18 protein-coding genes are annotated in these 15469 nt (G+C 60.7%); 7 read left to right on the top strand and 11 right to left on the bottom strand.

Annotated elements, in window-relative coordinates; translation table 11 throughout:
- Positions 1-102: 102 nt before the first annotated feature.
- Complete coding sequence (locus tag ACLH1I_RS10125) at positions 103-1341, top strand: MFS transporter (protein ID WP_198079740.1); 1239 nt, start codon at positions 103-105, stop codon at positions 1339-1341.
- Here the strand turns inward: ACLH1I_RS10125 and hpxE are convergent.
- Together hpxE and hpxD are read right to left on the bottom strand one after the other, a co-directional pair.
- On the bottom strand, positions 1318-2292 hold the full coding sequence (gene hpxE / locus ACLH1I_RS10120) for a molybdenum cofactor-independent xanthine hydroxylase subunit HpxE (RefSeq protein WP_048324172.1): 975 nt from the start codon (positions 2290-2292) through the stop codon (positions 1318-1320). The two genes, ACLH1I_RS10125 and hpxE, sit on opposite strands and share 24 nt — an antisense overlap.
- An 11-nt stretch (positions 2293-2303) precedes the next feature.
- Positions 2304-3341 (bottom strand): molybdenum cofactor-independent xanthine hydroxylase subunit HpxD, encoded by a 1038-nt coding sequence (gene hpxD, locus ACLH1I_RS10115; RefSeq protein ID WP_004205930.1) that lies wholly within the window; start codon positions 3339-3341, stop codon positions 2304-2306.
- Positions 3342-3466: 125 nt separating this feature from the next.
- Between hpxD and hpxR the strand changes: the two genes are divergently transcribed.
- Complete coding sequence (hpxR, locus tag ACLH1I_RS10110) at positions 3467-4390, top strand: LysR family hpxDE operon transcriptional regulator HpxR (RefSeq protein ID WP_048324174.1); 924 nt, start codon at positions 3467-3469, stop codon at positions 4388-4390.
- Here the strand turns inward: hpxR and hpxO are convergent.
- The gene (gene hpxO, locus ACLH1I_RS10105) at positions 4371-5525 is read right to left on the bottom strand and encodes an FAD-dependent urate hydroxylase HpxO (RefSeq protein WP_032456029.1); all 1155 of its coding nucleotides are present in this window, start codon (positions 5523-5525) and stop codon (positions 4371-4373) included. The genes hpxR and hpxO overlap by 20 nt on opposite strands.
- 345 nt (positions 5526-5870) lie before the next feature.
- Here hpxO and ACLH1I_RS10100 point away from each other — a divergent pair, with 345 nt between their 5' ends.
- The 5 genes from ACLH1I_RS10100 to ACLH1I_RS10080 all read left to right on the top strand — a co-directional run bounded on the left by ACLH1I_RS10100 (position 5871) and on the right by ACLH1I_RS10080 (position 9922).
- Entirely contained in the window at positions 5871-7250 is a 1380-nt protein-coding gene (locus ACLH1I_RS10100) for a nucleobase:cation symporter-2 family protein (protein WP_048324178.1), read from the top strand.
- On the top strand, positions 7228-7728 hold the full coding sequence (gene uraD / locus ACLH1I_RS10095) for a 2-oxo-4-hydroxy-4-carboxy-5-ureidoimidazoline decarboxylase (protein WP_151628579.1): 501 nt from the start codon (positions 7228-7230) through the stop codon (positions 7726-7728). The genes ACLH1I_RS10100 and uraD overlap by 23 nt, the downstream gene beginning before the upstream one ends.
- Entirely contained in the window at positions 7725-8051 is a 327-nt protein-coding gene (gene uraH, locus ACLH1I_RS10090) for a hydroxyisourate hydrolase (protein WP_017900379.1), read from the top strand. The genes uraD and uraH overlap by 4 nt, the downstream gene beginning before the upstream one ends.
- 282 nt (positions 8052-8333) lie before the next feature.
- On the top strand, positions 8334-8600 hold the full coding sequence (gene hipB / locus ACLH1I_RS10085; RefSeq protein WP_004205921.1) for a type II toxin-antitoxin system antitoxin HipB: 267 nt from the start codon (positions 8334-8336) through the stop codon (positions 8598-8600).
- The gene (locus ACLH1I_RS10080) at positions 8600-9922 is read left to right on the top strand and encodes a type II toxin-antitoxin system HipA family toxin (protein WP_017900381.1); all 1323 of its coding nucleotides are present in this window, start codon (positions 8600-8602) and stop codon (positions 9920-9922) included. Before hipB ends, ACLH1I_RS10080 begins: the two co-directional genes overlap by 1 nt.
- Positions 9923-9938: 16 nt before the next feature.
- Here ACLH1I_RS10080 and ACLH1I_RS10075 read toward each other — a convergent pair whose 3' ends face one another.
- The 8 genes from ACLH1I_RS10075 to ACLH1I_RS10040 form a co-directional block, all read right to left on the bottom strand.
- Positions 9939-11231, bottom strand: coding sequence for a glycoside hydrolase family 10 protein (locus ACLH1I_RS10075; protein WP_198079787.1), 1293 nt, complete (start codon positions 11229-11231; stop codon positions 9939-9941).
- Positions 11232-11372: 141 nt separating this feature from the next.
- Positions 11373-11579, bottom strand: a complete 207-nt coding sequence (locus ACLH1I_RS10070; RefSeq protein ID WP_004205917.1) for a helix-turn-helix domain-containing protein — start codon at positions 11577-11579, stop codon at positions 11373-11375.
- Between the two features lie 2 nt (positions 11580-11581).
- A complete protein-coding gene (locus ACLH1I_RS10065; RefSeq protein WP_004205916.1) occupies positions 11582-12115 on the bottom strand; it encodes a DUF2975 domain-containing protein in 534 nt (177 codons plus the stop codon).
- 28 nt (positions 12116-12143) lie between these two features.
- The gene (locus ACLH1I_RS10060; RefSeq protein ID WP_004205915.1) at positions 12144-12488 is read right to left on the bottom strand and encodes a hypothetical protein; all 345 of its coding nucleotides are present in this window, start codon (positions 12486-12488) and stop codon (positions 12144-12146) included.
- Positions 12475-13590 (bottom strand): serine hydrolase domain-containing protein, encoded by a 1116-nt coding sequence (locus tag ACLH1I_RS10055; RefSeq protein ID WP_049093366.1) that lies wholly within the window; start codon positions 13588-13590, stop codon positions 12475-12477. Before ACLH1I_RS10055 ends, ACLH1I_RS10060 begins: the two co-directional genes overlap by 14 nt.
- Before the next feature lie 268 nt (positions 13591-13858).
- Entirely contained in the window at positions 13859-14641 is a 783-nt protein-coding gene (gene map / locus ACLH1I_RS10050; protein ID WP_049003659.1) for a type I methionyl aminopeptidase, read from the bottom strand.
- Positions 14622-14840: a ParD-like family protein gene (locus ACLH1I_RS10045; protein ID WP_002904808.1), complete on the bottom strand. Its 219-nt coding sequence runs from the start codon at positions 14838-14840 to the stop codon at positions 14622-14624. The genes map and ACLH1I_RS10045 overlap by 20 nt, the downstream gene beginning before the upstream one ends.
- A gap of 290 nt (positions 14841-15130) precedes the next feature.
- A complete protein-coding gene (locus ACLH1I_RS10040; RefSeq protein WP_004205912.1) occupies positions 15131-15379 on the bottom strand; it encodes a hypothetical protein in 249 nt (82 codons plus the stop codon).
- Positions 15380-15469 lie beyond the last annotated feature (90 nt).

Genomic DNA, 15469 nt, shown 5'->3' with positions numbered 1-15469 from the left:
AATTCCGGACGAATAATCAATAACTGAAGAGTATGCATCATATATCGTCCAGGGGTAAGCCCCTAAGATGACCAGGATGTTAATAAACCTGGAGAGATGTATATGACTTCCTGCATAGCTGCTGACGCGAGCCTGTCACCCGTCAGGCCTGCCTGGCGCGCCGTCTATGCCCTGGCCCTCGGGGTGTTCGGCCTGATCGTGGCTGAATTTCTGCCCGCCAGCCTGTTAACGCCGATGGCCAGCAGCCTCGGCGTCAGCGAAGGGATGGCCGGGCAGGCGGTGACCGCCACGGCGTTAGTGGCGTTAGTCACCGGCCTGCTGATCGCCACCGCCACCCGCAATATCGACCGCCGCTGGGTGCTGATGTTCTTTTCCGTGCTGCAGATTGTCTCCAGCCTGATGGTCGCTTTTGCCGGTTCGCTGGCGTTTCTCCTGCTTGGTCGTCTGCTGTTGGGGATCGCCATCGGCGGTTTCTGGGCGATGTCCACCGCCACGGCGATGCGTCTGGTGCCGGCGGCCCATGTGCCGAAAGCGCTGGCGATCATCTTTTCCGCGGTGTCTGTCGCCACGGTGGTGGCCGCGCCGCTCGGCAGCTACCTCGGAGAGCTGATCGGCTGGCGCAACGTGTTTATTCTCTGCGCGATACCCAGCCTGCTGGCGCTGCTCTGGCAGCTGTGGGGGCTGCCCTCCATGCGGCCGGAAAGCGTTGGCACCTTCTCCACGCTGTTCAGGGTGCTGCGCCGTCCCGGTATGCTGGGGGGCATGCTGGCGTCGATCCTGATTTTCAGCGGCCATTTTGCCTTCTTCACCTACCTGCGACCGTTCCTTGAGACCGTCGCGCAGGCCAGCGTTGAAGGCGTTTCGCTGATTTTGCTCGGCTTCGGTGTCGCTAACTTTATCGGCACCTCGGTGGCGAGCTATCTGCTGAGCCGCAGCCTGCGTCTGACCCTGGCGCTGGTGCCGCTGATGATGAGCGTCCTGGCGCTGCTGATGGTGACGTTTGGCCATCTGTCCGTGCTCGACGGGTTGCTGGTCGCCCTGTGGGGATTTGCCTTCGGTCTGGTGCCGGTGGCCTGGTCCACCTGGCTGGCCACCACCGTGCCGGATGAGGCGGAAAGCGCAGGCGGTCTGCTGGTGGCCTCTATTCAACTGGCCATCAGCGCCGGCGCCGCCGGCGGCGGGGCGGTGTTCGATCTACATGGCGCCAGCGGCGTCTTCACCGGCAGCGGTTTGCTGCTGTTGACCGCGATGGTCGTGGTCTTCACCGCCGTGCGGGTGAAACCGGTCGCCAGCGCCGAGCAGCCGGAGACCGGCCGCTTATCCCGCGAGATCGATAACTAAATTGGCCGACAGGCTGCGGGAGCAGCACAGCGCGATATGCTGCTCCGCGGCCTGTTTTTCCGCCTCCGACTGCACGGTATCCCGGTGGTCTACCGTTCCCTCCCGCACCGGCGTCAGGCAGGCGCCGCAGATCCCCATCTCGCAGGAGAGCGGCACCTCAACGCCATGCTCCTGCAGCACCCGGGCGATGGTTTTGTCCTCCGGGACCGGCCAGCGCTCCCCGGTGGAGGCGAGGGTGATGGTGAAGGTGCCGTCCTCCGCCGACGCCGCCGTCGGGACGGTCGGCTGGAACGCTTCGCTGTGCAGTTGCGTTTCCGCCCAGCCGGCCGCCAGCGCGGTGTCGCGCACCTGGGCCATAAACCCCGGCGGTCCGCAGAAATAGACTCGGGTGTCGGCGTCCGGCGCGCCCAGATCCTGCGCCAGCCGCAGGCGCGGACTCTGCCCGTCGGCAGAGCTGTGGATCAGGCAGGTTCCGCCGGTGAGCTGGCTGGCGATCTCGGTGGCGAAGGCGGCCTCCTGCGCGCGGCTGACGTAATAGTGCAGCGTAAAGCTGGCGCCGGACGCCGCCCGCGCATGGGCCATCGCCAGCAGCGGCGTAATGCCGATCCCGGCGGCGAGGAGCACCACGTGGCCGCCCCCGTGCAGGGGAAAGTGGTTGCGCGGAGCAGAGATCAGCAAGGGCTGCCCCGGACGCAGGGTGTCATGAATATAACGGGAGCCGCCTCGCGACTGCGCCTCGCGGGCGACGCAGAGCAGATAGTGATCCCGTCTGGCCGGGCTGCCGGTCAGCGAATACTGACGGATCAGCCCGCAGGGGAGATGGAGGTCGATATGGGCGCCGGGCGCCCACGCCGGCAGCGGTTGCCCATCGGCGCTCACCAGACGAACGGCCAGATTTTTCGCGCCCTGGCGCCACAGGCCATCGACCACCACCGGGAGTATGTCGCGCATAAGACCTCCACTCATACCAGAAAGAAATCGCCAAAGCCCATCTTCTTCAGCCCGCGCCGGTAGGCGATAGAGCTGCGGTCTGCCGGAATATGCGCCTCCAGGGTCAGATCCAGCGGCAGCCGCTCCGGGCGCTGGGTCTCAACCATCAGGCGGTCCTCCTCAAACACCCGCAGGTTGAACGCATGAACGTCTTCCACCGGCACATGCAGGTCAAAATTGCGGGCGATAGGGGCAAACATTCGCGTCACGCGCGACGACACCGGCGAGGCGGCGTTCATGATCACCAGCTTCGCATCGGCAGGGAAATGGATGGTCAGCGTGGCGGTGAACGGCAGATGCATTTCAAAGTGACGCAGCCACTGGAACCCTTCCGGCGCGCGGAAATCGGAGCTGGCCGGGTAATTGCCTACCGAGCTCCAGTAGTCGGCAACAAAGCCGAACGGCGTCTCCTGCGGGGTGTAGTCCGGCACCTGTTGGTTGTCCGGATCGGCGAAGGTCTCGGTGTGGATCCACGCGAAGTGGGCGACATCGAGAAAGCCTTCGACCTGGCGGCCGGCAAAGCCCTTCACTTCAAAGGCCGGACAGTTGATTTGCTGAAAGCCGGCGTCGTCCCAGTGCGGCATGGTCGGTAACGGCGGCGGATTGTCCGGATCGCAGGCCAGGCAGGTCCAGATCAGCCCGTAACGCTCCTCCACGGCGAAGCTGGTGAGATGCAGTTTGGCCGGAATGGGTTGCCCCGGACTGGAGGGGATGCGGTTGCAGCGGCCATCCTCGCCAAAGCGCAGGCCATGATAGGGGCAGACGATGCCTTCTTCTTCATGAAACCCCAGGGTCAGCGGGACGCCGCGGTGCGGGCAGACGTCGCGGGCGACAACCACCTGGCCTTTTATACGATAGATAACCAGCTGTTCGTCCAGCAGGGTGGCTTTCACCGGAGCGCCGTCAATATCGCAGGCGCGGGCCACCGGGTGCCAGCAACGGGCCAGCCGCAGCCAGTCTTCCGGATCGAAGGTGCAATGGGCGGGGGGCGTGGGGGTGGTTGTCTTCATGATTTCTCTTCCTGCTCACATCGGTGATTGTTTTATTGTTGTGAGATTATTGTTGTCATATTAGGGTGTTCACATCCATCACCATTAATTCACTCTGCTGTTGCAAAAAAGAGTACAGGGGCACCATGAGTCCATTTTCCCGTTTCGCCCACTATTTCATCGCCGTGGCTCGCTGCGGCAGCCTGCGCCGGGCCGCCGAGCAGCTGCATATCTCGGCCTCGGCGATTAACCGCCAGATCCTGCAGGCCGAGGAGGCCTTCGGGACGCCGCTGTTCGAGCGGCTGCCGGAGGGACTACGGATGACCACTGCGGGTGAACTGCTGTATGACAATCTGTTGCGCTGGCAGAAGGAGTTTCGTCAGACCCGGCAAAAATTTGATGAGCTGCAGGGGATGAAGCGCGGGAGCGTCAGCGTCGGCATGGTGCAGGCGCTGGCGGAAGGCGGCTTCGCCGCCGCGCTGGCGGAAATCATCGCCCGCTGGCCGTGGCTGGAGCTGGATCTGCAGGTGGCCGACAGCCACACCGTCAGCCAGAAAGTGCGTCAGGGGGATCTGGACGTCGGTTTGATCCTCGATCCGCAGGGGCAGGCCGGACTCAGCGTGCTGGCCTTTGCCGAACTGGAGGTGGGGATTGTGATGCGCCCGGACCATCCTCTGGCGGGGGCGAAGGCCCTGTCTCTGGGCGAGCTCAGCCTGGAGCGGCACATCGTGCCCGGCGCGCCGCTGATTGTTCATGAGCGTGTTGCGCTCCTCTATCGCCACCATGACTTTGCGCCGGAGAATACCATCAGCTGCAATGATATTCGACTCATTAAGTCGCTGGTGCTGCGCGGCAGCGGCGTGACGCTCCTCAGCCTGCTCGACGTGCTGGACGAGGTTCAGCGCGGACAGCTGGCCTTTATCCCGCTGCGCAGTACGCTGCTGCGGCCGCTGACTCTGGCGCTGTGCACCGCGCCCTCGCGTCAGCTATCGCGTCCCGCGCAGATGGCCATTCAGACGCTGAGCGCGGTGATTGAGTCCATGGCGACCGTCAGCCCAGCGGCCCGCTGAGGATGGTGTCGCACATGCCGTTGATAATCCGTTCGCCGGTCTCCTCCCGCAGCTCCTGGTACCAGGCTTCGGTGAGCTGCATATCCTTACCGTGGGTGATATCGCAGCGCTTGCGCGCCTTCAACACCAGATCGCGAACCCGATCGCAGCGCTGGGCTTCATATTCGCGCAGGGCGGCGTCAATATCGCGGGTCTGGCGGAAAACGGCGCCCAGCACCACCGCATCTTCCATCGCCGCACATCCCCCCTGGCCAATATCCGGGGTGGTGCTGTGTCCGGCGTCGCCCAGCAGCGCGACGCGACCGCGCACCAGGCGGCTGAACGGTTCGATATCGTGGATTTCAATACGGTTGGTGGTCTGCGGGTCAAGGGCGGCGATCAGCTTCTGCACCGGCGGCGCCCAGCCGGCAAAGTAGCGGCTGAGGTCAGCGCGCAGGGTGTCACGATCCTCGGCCAGACCCGCCGGCAGCGGCACATCAAAGAAAAAGTAGAACCGGCCAGCGGAGACCGGCATCAGCGAGACGCGCTTGCCTTCGCCGACAAAGGTGGTCCACTGATCGCCGGGCGCCAGCGCTTCATCTACTTCCACCAGACCGTTCCAGTTGACGTAGCCGGCGTAGCGGCGCTGCGGGGTAAAGCCTAGCACCCACGGACGCAGCGCGGAATGGCTGCCGTCGGCGGCAATCAGCAGATCGCCGCTGGCGCTGCTGCCGTCGGTAAACCACACCGTCACGCCGTCGGCGTTTTCTTCACAGCGGGTGACGCGTTTGCCGAACTGCACGCGCTCCCGTCCCCAGAAATCCAGCATTTCCCGCTGCAGCTCTGCGCGGGATACCGGGCAGGGGCGGCTGCCGGTGCGTTCGATCAGCGGCGCGAGGCTGAACTGGGTCATGTTCTCGCCGCTGCGGAAATCGCGATACGCCATGCGGCGCAGCGGTCCGCCGAAGGTCTCCATGATGTCGCCCATGCCGAGGTGGGCCATGCACTTCACGCCGTTGGGCCACACGGAAATCGCTGCGCCGACCGGTTTGATCTCTTTCACCGCCTCATAGACGTCGCAGTCGATCCCCGATTGTTTGAGCGCCACTGCCGCACTTAAGCCGCCGATGCCGGCGCCAATCACGATTGCTTTCATTTTTTTCTCCTTCTCCATATGTAGTGACTGACTACAGCAATTTGCGTACCAGTTCGCCGGAGGGAGGAAAACCGCCCGCCAGAGGCACTGCGACAGGTCATGGTGCACCGTATCGGTGCAATGTGACGCATTGGTTGCCTTTTTATGAATCAAAAGTTTCTGTATGTTGCATTAAGAATCTATCGTTTCAGTGCTCTGGTTCAGCAGCGGAGGGGGGTGATGCATCACTCGAGTAATTTAAGATTATGATTTTTCAGTGTTAATAAATTTATCCGTGCGCTTTTGTCGTCTCTGGCCTGCTTTGTGCAGTAGCCCATGCACTTCTCTTTGCTACGGGATAACACCATGTCTGACGAACATCACAGCGGCCTGCTTTACGGCCTTGAACAGCGGATCCCACCGCTTCCGGCCTTTTTTAGCGCCCTCCAGCATGTGCTGGCGGGTCTGGTGGGTATCATCACGCCGCCGCTGATCATCGGCGCCACCCTCGGACTCGGCGACTGGCTGCCGTATCTCATCAGTATGTCGCTGCTGGCTTCGGGTATCGGTACCTTTCTGCAGTCCAACCGGGTCTGGGGCATTGGCGCCGGGATGATCTGCATGCAGGGCACCAGCTTCGCCTTTCTTGGCGTGGCGGTAGCCGGCGGGATGTGGGTGAAAGCGCAGGGCGGCGGGCCGCAGGACATTATGGCGATGCTGTTTGGCGTTAACTTTGTCGCCGCCCTGGTGCCGGTGATTGTCAGCCGCTTTATCGAACCGCTGAAGAAAATCTTTACCCCCATCATTACCGGCAGCGTGATTGCGCTGATCGGCATCAGCCTGATCAAGGTCAGCGTCATTAACTGGTGCGGTGGGGAAAAGGCGCAGGATTTCGCCAGCATGAGCAATATCGCGCTCGGAGCGGGTACCCTTGGCGTTATCGTCCTGCTGAGCTGCGCCAAAAACCGCTGGCTGCGGCTCTCCTCGGTGGTGGTGGGCATTGCCTTGGGCTGTGTGGCGGCAGGGCTGAGCGGTCAGTTCCATCTTCACAGCCTGGGCGACACCCTGTTCCGCCTGCCAACGCTGTTTCCGTTTGGCTTTCAGTTTAACAGCGCGATCTTTCTGCCGGTGGCGCTGGTGTCGCTGGTGTGTATTCTGGAGGCGGTAGGCGATCTCACGGCCAATTCGCTCATTTCACAACAGTCTGTTGACGATCGCGCTTTCCGCAACCGGCTGAAGGGCGGTATCCTGGCGGACGGCGTCAGCTGCATGGTGGCCGCGATGCTCAGCGCCTTTCCGAACACGACTTTCGCGCAGAACAACGGCGTGATCCAGATGACCGGGGTGGCCAGCCGCTATGTCGGGCGCTACATTGGCGTGATTCTGATCCTGCTCGGGCTGTTCCCGCCGGTGGGCGAACTGCTGCGGCAGATCCCGGCGCCGGTGCTGGGGGGCGCCACGATGGTGATGTTTGGCTGTGTGGTGGCGGCCGGGATCCGGATCATTACCCAGAACCCGCTCACCCGACGCGATGTGCTGATCGTGGGTCTGGCGTTTGGCGCGGGTCTTGGCGTGGAGTCGGTGCCGGCGTTTCTCAGCCATTTTCCGCCGATGGTCGGCGATCTGTTCGGTTCGGCGGCCACCAGCGGTGGGCTGGTGGCGATAGCGCTGAACCTTGTTCTGCCGCAGGAGCAGGCGGCGACGAAAACGATAAGGAGTCAGGATGATCGCGCTGAGTCAGTTTAACAGCCTGAGTGACGATGAGGCAGGGGAGCTGCTGGCTCCCTGTGTGGCGATCCCGGCCTGGAGCGATACGCTGTTGAACTTGCGCCCCTTCGCCAACCGTGAAGCGCTGCTGCAGGTCGCCCGGGAAGCGATGGGCGACTGGGGAGAGAACGATCTGAACGCGGCGCTCAGCGCCCATCCGCGGATCGGCGAAAAACCGAGCGGCAGCCAGGCGCACGCGACGATGTCACGCCAGGAGCAGTCGGCGGTGGACAGCGATAATGAAAGACTGGCGCAGGCCCTGCGGGAGGGGAATGCCCGCTACGAAGCCCGCTTTGGCCGGGTGTTTTTAATCCGCGCCAAAGGGCGCAGCGGCGAAGAGATTCTGCAGGCGCTGACGCGCCGGCTGCAGCATACCGCTGACGAAGAAGTGGCTGAGGCGCTTGCCCAGCTGCGGGAAATTACGATGTTAAGACTGGAAGGAGCGATTGGCGAATGAGCACCCTGAGCACCCATATTCTGGATATTTCCACCGGCACGCCGGCTGAAGGCGTCGCGGTCAGCCTGAGCCGGGAGGGCGAGACCCTGGCGAACCTGGTGACCAACGCCCAGGGGCGTATCGTCACCTTCAGCGCCGCGCCGCTGCCGGCGGGGCGCTACTGTTTAACCGCGGAAACCGGGGCGTGGTTTGCCCGTGCCGGGCGCGAGAGCGTTTTTACCCGAGCGCAGATTGATTTTGTCATTGGCGAGGCGGCAGAGGACCATTTCCATCTGCCGTTTCTGATCGCCCCGGGCGGGTGGTCGACCTACCGCGGCAGCTAAGCCCGGCTGCGCGTTGCCCGAGTGACAGCCATTGCCGGGCGGCGCTGCGCTTGCCCGGCCTGGATGATGATGAAACTGGTAGCGACAGCCCGTAGGCCCGGTAAGGCGCAGCCGCCACCGGGCAGACCACGTTGCTCCGGCTGCCATCCCTTCTGCTTTATCCCTACGTAAGGATAATCATTGACCTATCCCCACCAGGGGATAAACTTGACATTATCCCTTGCAGGGTATAAAACCAGTTTTATCCCGATAGGGGGATAAATGATGGTGAGGAACAAGGCGATGAATTCCCCGCAGATATACAGTCCGGTTCAGCTGGCCAATTACCTGAAACTGCTGCGCCAGCAAAATCACTGGACTCAGGAGGCGCTGGCCAGCCGGATCGGCATTAAACAGGCGACGCTGTCCAATTTTGAAAATCACCCCGACAAAACCACCTTAACCACCCTGTTTAAGATCCTCCAGTCGCTGGGGGTGGTGATGACCCTGAACGCCAAACCGGCAGAGACGGCGATGATTCCCGATAACACCACGGATCTTGACTGGTAATGGCGACGCTCACCACCTGGATGAACAATGCGCGCGTGGGAACCTTAACCCGCCAGGCCAACGGGGCGCACAGTTTCCGCTATGATGAGGAGTGGCTGCGCAGCCCGCGCGCCAGACCGCTCTCCCTCTCGCTGCCGCTGCAGTATGGCAATATTACCGCCGACGCGGTGTATCACTATTTTGATAACCTGCTGCCCGACAGCCCGCAGGTCCGCGAGCGGATCGTCAGGCGCTATCAGGCGCGTTCGAAACAGCCGTTCGATCTGCTGGCCGAGGTCGGGCGGGACAGCGTAGGGGCGGTGACTCTGCTGCCGCCGGGGGAAGAGGCGCATCTTGCCGCGTTGCGCTGGCAGACGCTGGATGAGGCGCAGCTGACCGCTTTGCTGACCGCCTACCAGTCGGATATTCCTCTCGGAATGGTGACCGGCCAGGACGATTTTCGTATCTCGGTGGCCGGCGCTCAGGAGAAAACCGCGCTGCTGCGAATGGGCGAGCACTGGTGTATTCCGCAGGGCACCACCCCGACCACCCATATCATTAAACTGCCCATCGGCGAGATAAAGCAGCCCAATGCGACGCTGGATCTGCGTGAAAGCGTGGATAACGAATATCTGTGCCTGGCGCTGGCCAGGGCGTTGGGCCTGGCGGTGCCGGAGGCGGAGATTATCAACACGCCGCGGATCCGTGCGCTGGCGGTGACCCGCTTCGACCGGCGCTGGGCGCAGGAGGGGCGCGTGCTGCTGCGTCTGCCGCAGGAGGATCTGTGTCAGGCATTCGGCATACCGTCGTCGATGAAATATGAGTCTGACGGCGGGCCGGGTATCGCCGCGATCATGACCTTTCTGCTGGGTTCCAGTGAGGCCCTGAAAGATCGCTATGACTTTATGAAGTTCATGGTGTTCCAGTGGCTGACCGGGGCAACGGACGGGCATGCGAAGAACTTCTCGCTCTTTTTGCTGCCCGGCGGCAGCTACCGGCTCACGCCGTTCTACGACATTATTTCGGCATTTCCGGTGCTGGGCGGGACGGGACTGCATCTGCGCGACCTGAAGCTGTCGATGGGGCTCAATGCCACAAAAGGGCGGAAAACGGAGATTAACGCTATCTATCCGCGTCATTTTCTGGCGACCGCCAAAGCGGTTAACTTCCCCCGGGAGCAGATGCTGGCGATCCTGGGCGAGTTTGCCGACCGCGTGCCGCAGGCCATCGAAAGCGCCCGCCGGACGCTGCCGTCGGACTTTTCCGCCCACGTCTGGCGGGCCATCACGGAGAACATGCTGAAACTGCACGCCCGCCTGCAGCAAGGGCTGCAGGCGGGATAGCGAAGCCGGCTGGCGGTTAGCTCTGCGGCGGCCCCCAGCGGCTGCGCAGGTAGTTAACCGCCTGGCGGGTCTGCGGCTGATTGAGGTTGTTTTCGCGGAACAGGATGGTGCCCTGGATCTGCGGCAGGGACTCATTGAGGTCGAGCTGTTTTTTCAGCTCCGGCACGCCGCCATCCACCGTCCAGTCAGGTTCATTTTTGGACGGTTCACCCACCTTGTACAGGGCCACGCCGATATACAGCCGGGTATGCGTCGGCTTGACCACCTCGGCCCACCAGTTGGCCAGCACATCGTAGCGCGCCGCATCGCGGGCAAACGGCCAGTAAATCTGCGGGGCGATGTAGTCGAGCAGTCCCTGCTGCACCCAGCTGCGGGTATCGGCATAGGATTCATCATAGGCGGCCGCGCCACGGGTATCAGACCCCGCCGGATCGTGGGAGCGGTTGCGCCACACCCCGGCCGGGCTCACGCCAAACTCGACGTTCGGATTGAGTTTTTTAATGGTCGCGGAGACATGGGCAATAAGCTGCTGAGTGTTATGCCGCCGCCAGTCGCCCTTCGAGGCATAGCCCTGCCCGTAACGACGGAAGGTCTCGTTGTCGTTAAGCGGGGAAGAAGCGGTTTCGGTGTAGAAATAGTCATCGAACTGCACGCCGTCAATCGGGTAGTTCTGCACCACTTCAGCGACAATGCTGGTGATCCAGTCACGCGCTTCGGGAATACCCGGGTCGAGAACAAAGCGATCGCTGGCGGTGCGGATCCAGTTACGGTGCAGGACGAACACGCTGGCCGGCACCTGAGTGAGGGTGTTGTTCAGCTCGGCAATCGTCGACGGTTTGGTGTTGACCGAGACGCGGTAAGGGTTAAACCATGCGTGGACCTTCATGCCGCGCTTGTGCGCTTCATCCAGCATAAACTGCAGCGGATCGTAGCCGGGGTATTCGCCGATTTTGCCGGTCAGCATATCGGACCACGGCAGAATATCCGACCGCCAGAGCGCCGTACCGTCCGGTTTCACCTGGAAAAAGACGGTGTTGATCCCCAGGCGCTGCAAATTATCGAGTTTGGCGAGCAGCGCCAGCTTCTGCTGGGTGATGCGGCTTTCCGGCGTACTGGCGATAATTGACCCGACCGGCGGCCAGTCAAGGCGCGAGACGGTGGTCAGCCAGACGCCGCGTACCGGCTCCCGGTGCGTCTGACCGGCTTTAACGGCCGCGCTTTTCGGCGGCGTGACGAGGGATTTGGGGGCCTTACTGGTGCAGCTGAACAGCATGCCGGCGGCGATGAGCGCCGCGCCTGCCAGCGCCACTTTGCTGGCTAGGGGGAATCGACGAGAATGGCTGATGATGAACTCCCGTGTAATCAGATCGTCGCGTGTAGCGGCTATTCTCTTACGATTCGCCGGCCAGAGCAATTCCTTGATAGGACTGTTGACATCAGGTGGGAGAGGTCAGTCGGGCTCCCACGCCAGAATATCGCCAGGCTGACACTCGAGCGCCTCGCAGATGCGCGACAGGGTATCAAAGCGGATGCCTTTGACTTTACCTGACTTGAGCAGCGACAAATTCTGTTCGGTAATGCCAACAAAGGCCGCCAGCGCCCTGGACGTCATCTTTTTTTCCACCAGCAGTTTGTCCAGATTCACCACCACAGCCATCGTTAAATAAACTCCTTATTCTCTTCTTCCGCACGGATCCCGTGGAGCATGGCGTGAAATGTCACAAACAGCAAGCTTCCTGTCAGAAGCAGCACCCCGTCGCTGAGCAGAAACACCACCTGGTAATAAGGCTGCGGCCACCAGGCGAGCAGCGGGATGAGAAAGCGGCAGACCGGCAGTAAGATCCCCATCCCCACCATGGCCAGAGCGATGTAACGAACGCTGTGCGCCAGGGAGAGGCTGAGCACGCTGCGCTGGCGGACGCTACGGGTTACCTTCATGCCCTGCCAGATAGCGAACGCGAACAGCCCGGCCGGAAGATACAGCAGGGCCAGCAGCAACAAACGTCTCGCCATCCCAGGCGCCTGGGCCGGGTTGTCGGTTAACGGCACTTCAGCAAAGTGCAGCAGGGTGGAAAGAAAATATCGTTCGCCGGTAAAGAAAATCCACAGCGGCACGATCAGGGCGAGCATAAAAAAGAGGGGCAGTATGCCGCTAATAATAGCCAGACTCAGCCGGGTTCTGGATTGCTTCACAATTTACCTTCCTGATTGATGAGAATAATTAAAGCACCAGCCGCGTCAAGCATGACATAAGGGCCACGGCGAAGACAACGCTCATCGCCCGGACGCCGCGTCGACGGCTGGCAAACCACGGACGGGTCCAGACGCGGTAGAGGCTGAGGGTGATGAACGATGCCTGGATGGTCCAGGTCAGCATCCGAAACAGGTAGCCCATTTTGCCGAGATTCTGCAGGGTCTGGAAAACCTCGGCGAGATAAATAACCCCGGTCACCAGCAAAACATAATTGAGCAGGCGTATTTTTCGCTGCGCCAGCCAGTCGCCGGAAATAAACAGGATCACCGACAACAGCGTTAACAGCGCCCAGAGGATGTCAATTCCGTTCATTACGCGCCTCCTGTTCATCAGGGGTGGCAGCCAGTAAGAGCTTGATGGCAGGCCCGATCACCGGCCAGGCGGTATCGGAGAGGATCACTACCGCGGTCTGTCGCTGTCGGTCGAAGGCCATCATTGCCGCAAAGCCGCCACTCTGCCCGTCATGCCAGACGATCTCCCGTCCGCGGACGCGGGTAGTGAACCAGGCATAACCCACCCGGGAATCGGGATCATCGGTGGCGAACAGGGGGGGCATGCCTTCACTGCCCGCCAGGTTTCCTGCCAGCAGCGCCTGGGCATATTTCGCCATATCGACAATCGTGGCGCGTACGCCGCCGGCGGGGGCGAAGGCGTCCATCACCCATGGCTGCTGAGGGAAACCAGAGGCTGACCAGCCCACGGTAAACGTCGGCGAGGCTGGAGTATTGTGCCGGGCCACTTCCGCGTCCTGCATTCCGGCGGGGGCAAAGACCCGTTGCGCCATCAGTGTGGCAAAATCGCGATGAGACGCCCGCTCCAGCGCCAGTCCGAGCAGGGCAAACCCGGCGTTGGAATAATCAAACCATTTCGTCGGCTGCAGGGTGGCCTGGTTCATCATCGCGATCAGCGCGGGTCGATCGTAGCGCCAGGGATTCTGCCGCCGGGCAATGTCGCTCAGAATAGCCAGCCGCTGCCCAACCGACGCGGTAAGCGGTGGCAGTCCTGAACGGTGAGAAACCAGTTGCTCCAGGGTAACGTCCCGCACCGGGCTGACAATCTCCGGGACCAGCGCCGACACCGGCGTCTGCGCGGTGACTTCGCCGCGGCGAATAGCCTCCAGCAGCAGGCTGGCGGTCATGGTTTTGCTCAGGCTGGCGATCTCATACTGCGTCGTATACTCGCTCCCCCACAGGCCGTAACGCACCCCCTGAGGCGTAATCAGCGCTGCGGCGACCTGTCCGCGGGCGCCATTGAGCAGGGGCGTTAATATCGAGACCAGCTGTTTATCCCCCGTCGTCCGGGAGCTGGGGGGATGAAAGCCGGGCTGCAGGGCGATCCCCGCCGCCACAATGACGGTAAAAACCAGCACGGCGGCAATGATCTGTCTGTCCCGGCGATAGCGGTTCCAGCGCATGTTTTCTCCTTAACGCGGTACGACATCCAGGTGAGGGAATACCGTTTCTCCCTGGTGTTAAAGTGAGCGCAGGTTAGCCTGGTGTTTATCGTTTTACAATAAATTTTTATCGTTTTATGATTAACTTTATGAGGGGTAAAGCAGACACACCCGGCGCGGTGTGGAGAACGCGGGGGGCAATAGAGGCCAGGGGATAAAGTGCGCTGACGAAGGGCGGTACTCGCCAGCGAGAAATGTCGGCTATGCCGATATACCGGGAGAAGAAAACTTAGCGGATCCGCGACTGCTCGTCGTCGCGTAGCGTCAGCACCTCAAATCCGTTGGCGGTGACGGCCACGGTGTGCTCCCATTGCGCGGAGAGTTTTTTATCGCGGGTGACCACCGTCCAGCCATCCTTTTTGGTCTTGATACGACTGTCGCCCTGGTTCACCATCGGTTCAATAGTGAATACCATGCCTTCCCGCAGCACCGCGCCTTCACCGGGCCTGCCGTAGTGCAGCACCTGCGGCTCTTCATGCATTTCCTGACCGACGCCGTGACCGCAGTATTCTCTGACCACGCTGTAGCCATGGTCCTCGACCCAGCGCTGAATGGCATGGCCGATGTCGCCCAGCGTCGCGCCGGGTTTCACCACCTCAATGCCTTTCCACATCGCTTCATAGGTGGTCTTTACCAGCCGGCGAGCCAGCGGGGAAACGTCGCCTATCAGGTACATCTTACTGGAGTCAGCGATCATGCCCGCTTTCTCGAGGGTGATATCAACGTTAACGATCATCCCGGAGCGCAGATGCTCGGTCGCCTTCGGGATCCCATGGCAGACCACATCGTTAATTGAGGTGTTCAACACATAGGGAAAGTCGTATTGCCCCTTGCTGGCCGGTCGGGCGTGCAGCTGGTTGACGATAAAATCTTCCACTCGATCGTTGATTTCCATCGTCGTCACGCCGGGGACGATAAAGGTATCCAGCATGTCAAACACCGATGCCAGCAGCTGGCCGGCATGGCGCTGGCGCGCGAGCTCATCGGCGGTTTTAATGATTATTGATGGCATTGATCACCTCCAGCAGACGGTCAGAGCCGGATTTCAGCATCAGCAGTTTGATCTGCTGGTGGTTAAGCTCGGGGTAGAGTTCGCTCATCATGCCCAGGCGGATCCAGTATTCCGCCTGGGCATTAACGGAGCGGGACATGGCTTTGCTGGCATCACGAATGTCATCGTGCAGCAGATCGGAGATTTTGACGATTCCCATAGAAACAGACCATATATGATTCGTAGATGTATCGTATACAAACCAGCTCGGGATGTCCTTGGCATTTTGTGGCGTGGGTGACGAGCGTCATGCAAAAAAGCCCGACCAGCGGGCTTATTTACCGTATTTTTACAGGTTAAAAATTCGCGCGGCTCACCATGGCGAAAATTACCCATTAGGTTATCGGTATGCGGAATGAAAATAACATGATGACGACGCATCAATATATTTTATGCAGGTGTTAATTTTGCGTATGAATATTCTCCCGTCAGGCCGGGAATCCGGGGAATTTACAGCGCGTCAGTGAGTTTATCCACCACCACTTTACCCGCATTATCGAACTGCGTAATGCGGAAGCTGTCGCTCCAGGAGCGGCGGGTGGTGAAGCGGTCAAACAGGGATACCCGGCCTTTACGCTGGCCATCTTTACTTAAAATAACCCATTCAGTTACCGAAGAATAATGCTGACTATTGTCATGACGACTCTGTTGTTCAACCAACCGATCTTCTTTTTCCACTTTTAAATAATCACGCAACATATTTAACCTCCATAGAAAGTATTATTAACATTACTCCTTTTATTTATTCTTTCAATCAAACTTTTTAATCAATAAAAGTAACTATTAGTG

The sequence above is a fragment of the Klebsiella sp. 1SOBk10mer genome (assembly GCF_046602535.1).
GTDB lineage: Bacteria > Pseudomonadota > Gammaproteobacteria > Enterobacterales > Enterobacteriaceae > Klebsiella > Klebsiella quasipneumoniae.
This window is presented reverse-complemented; position numbering and strand designations above follow the sequence as displayed.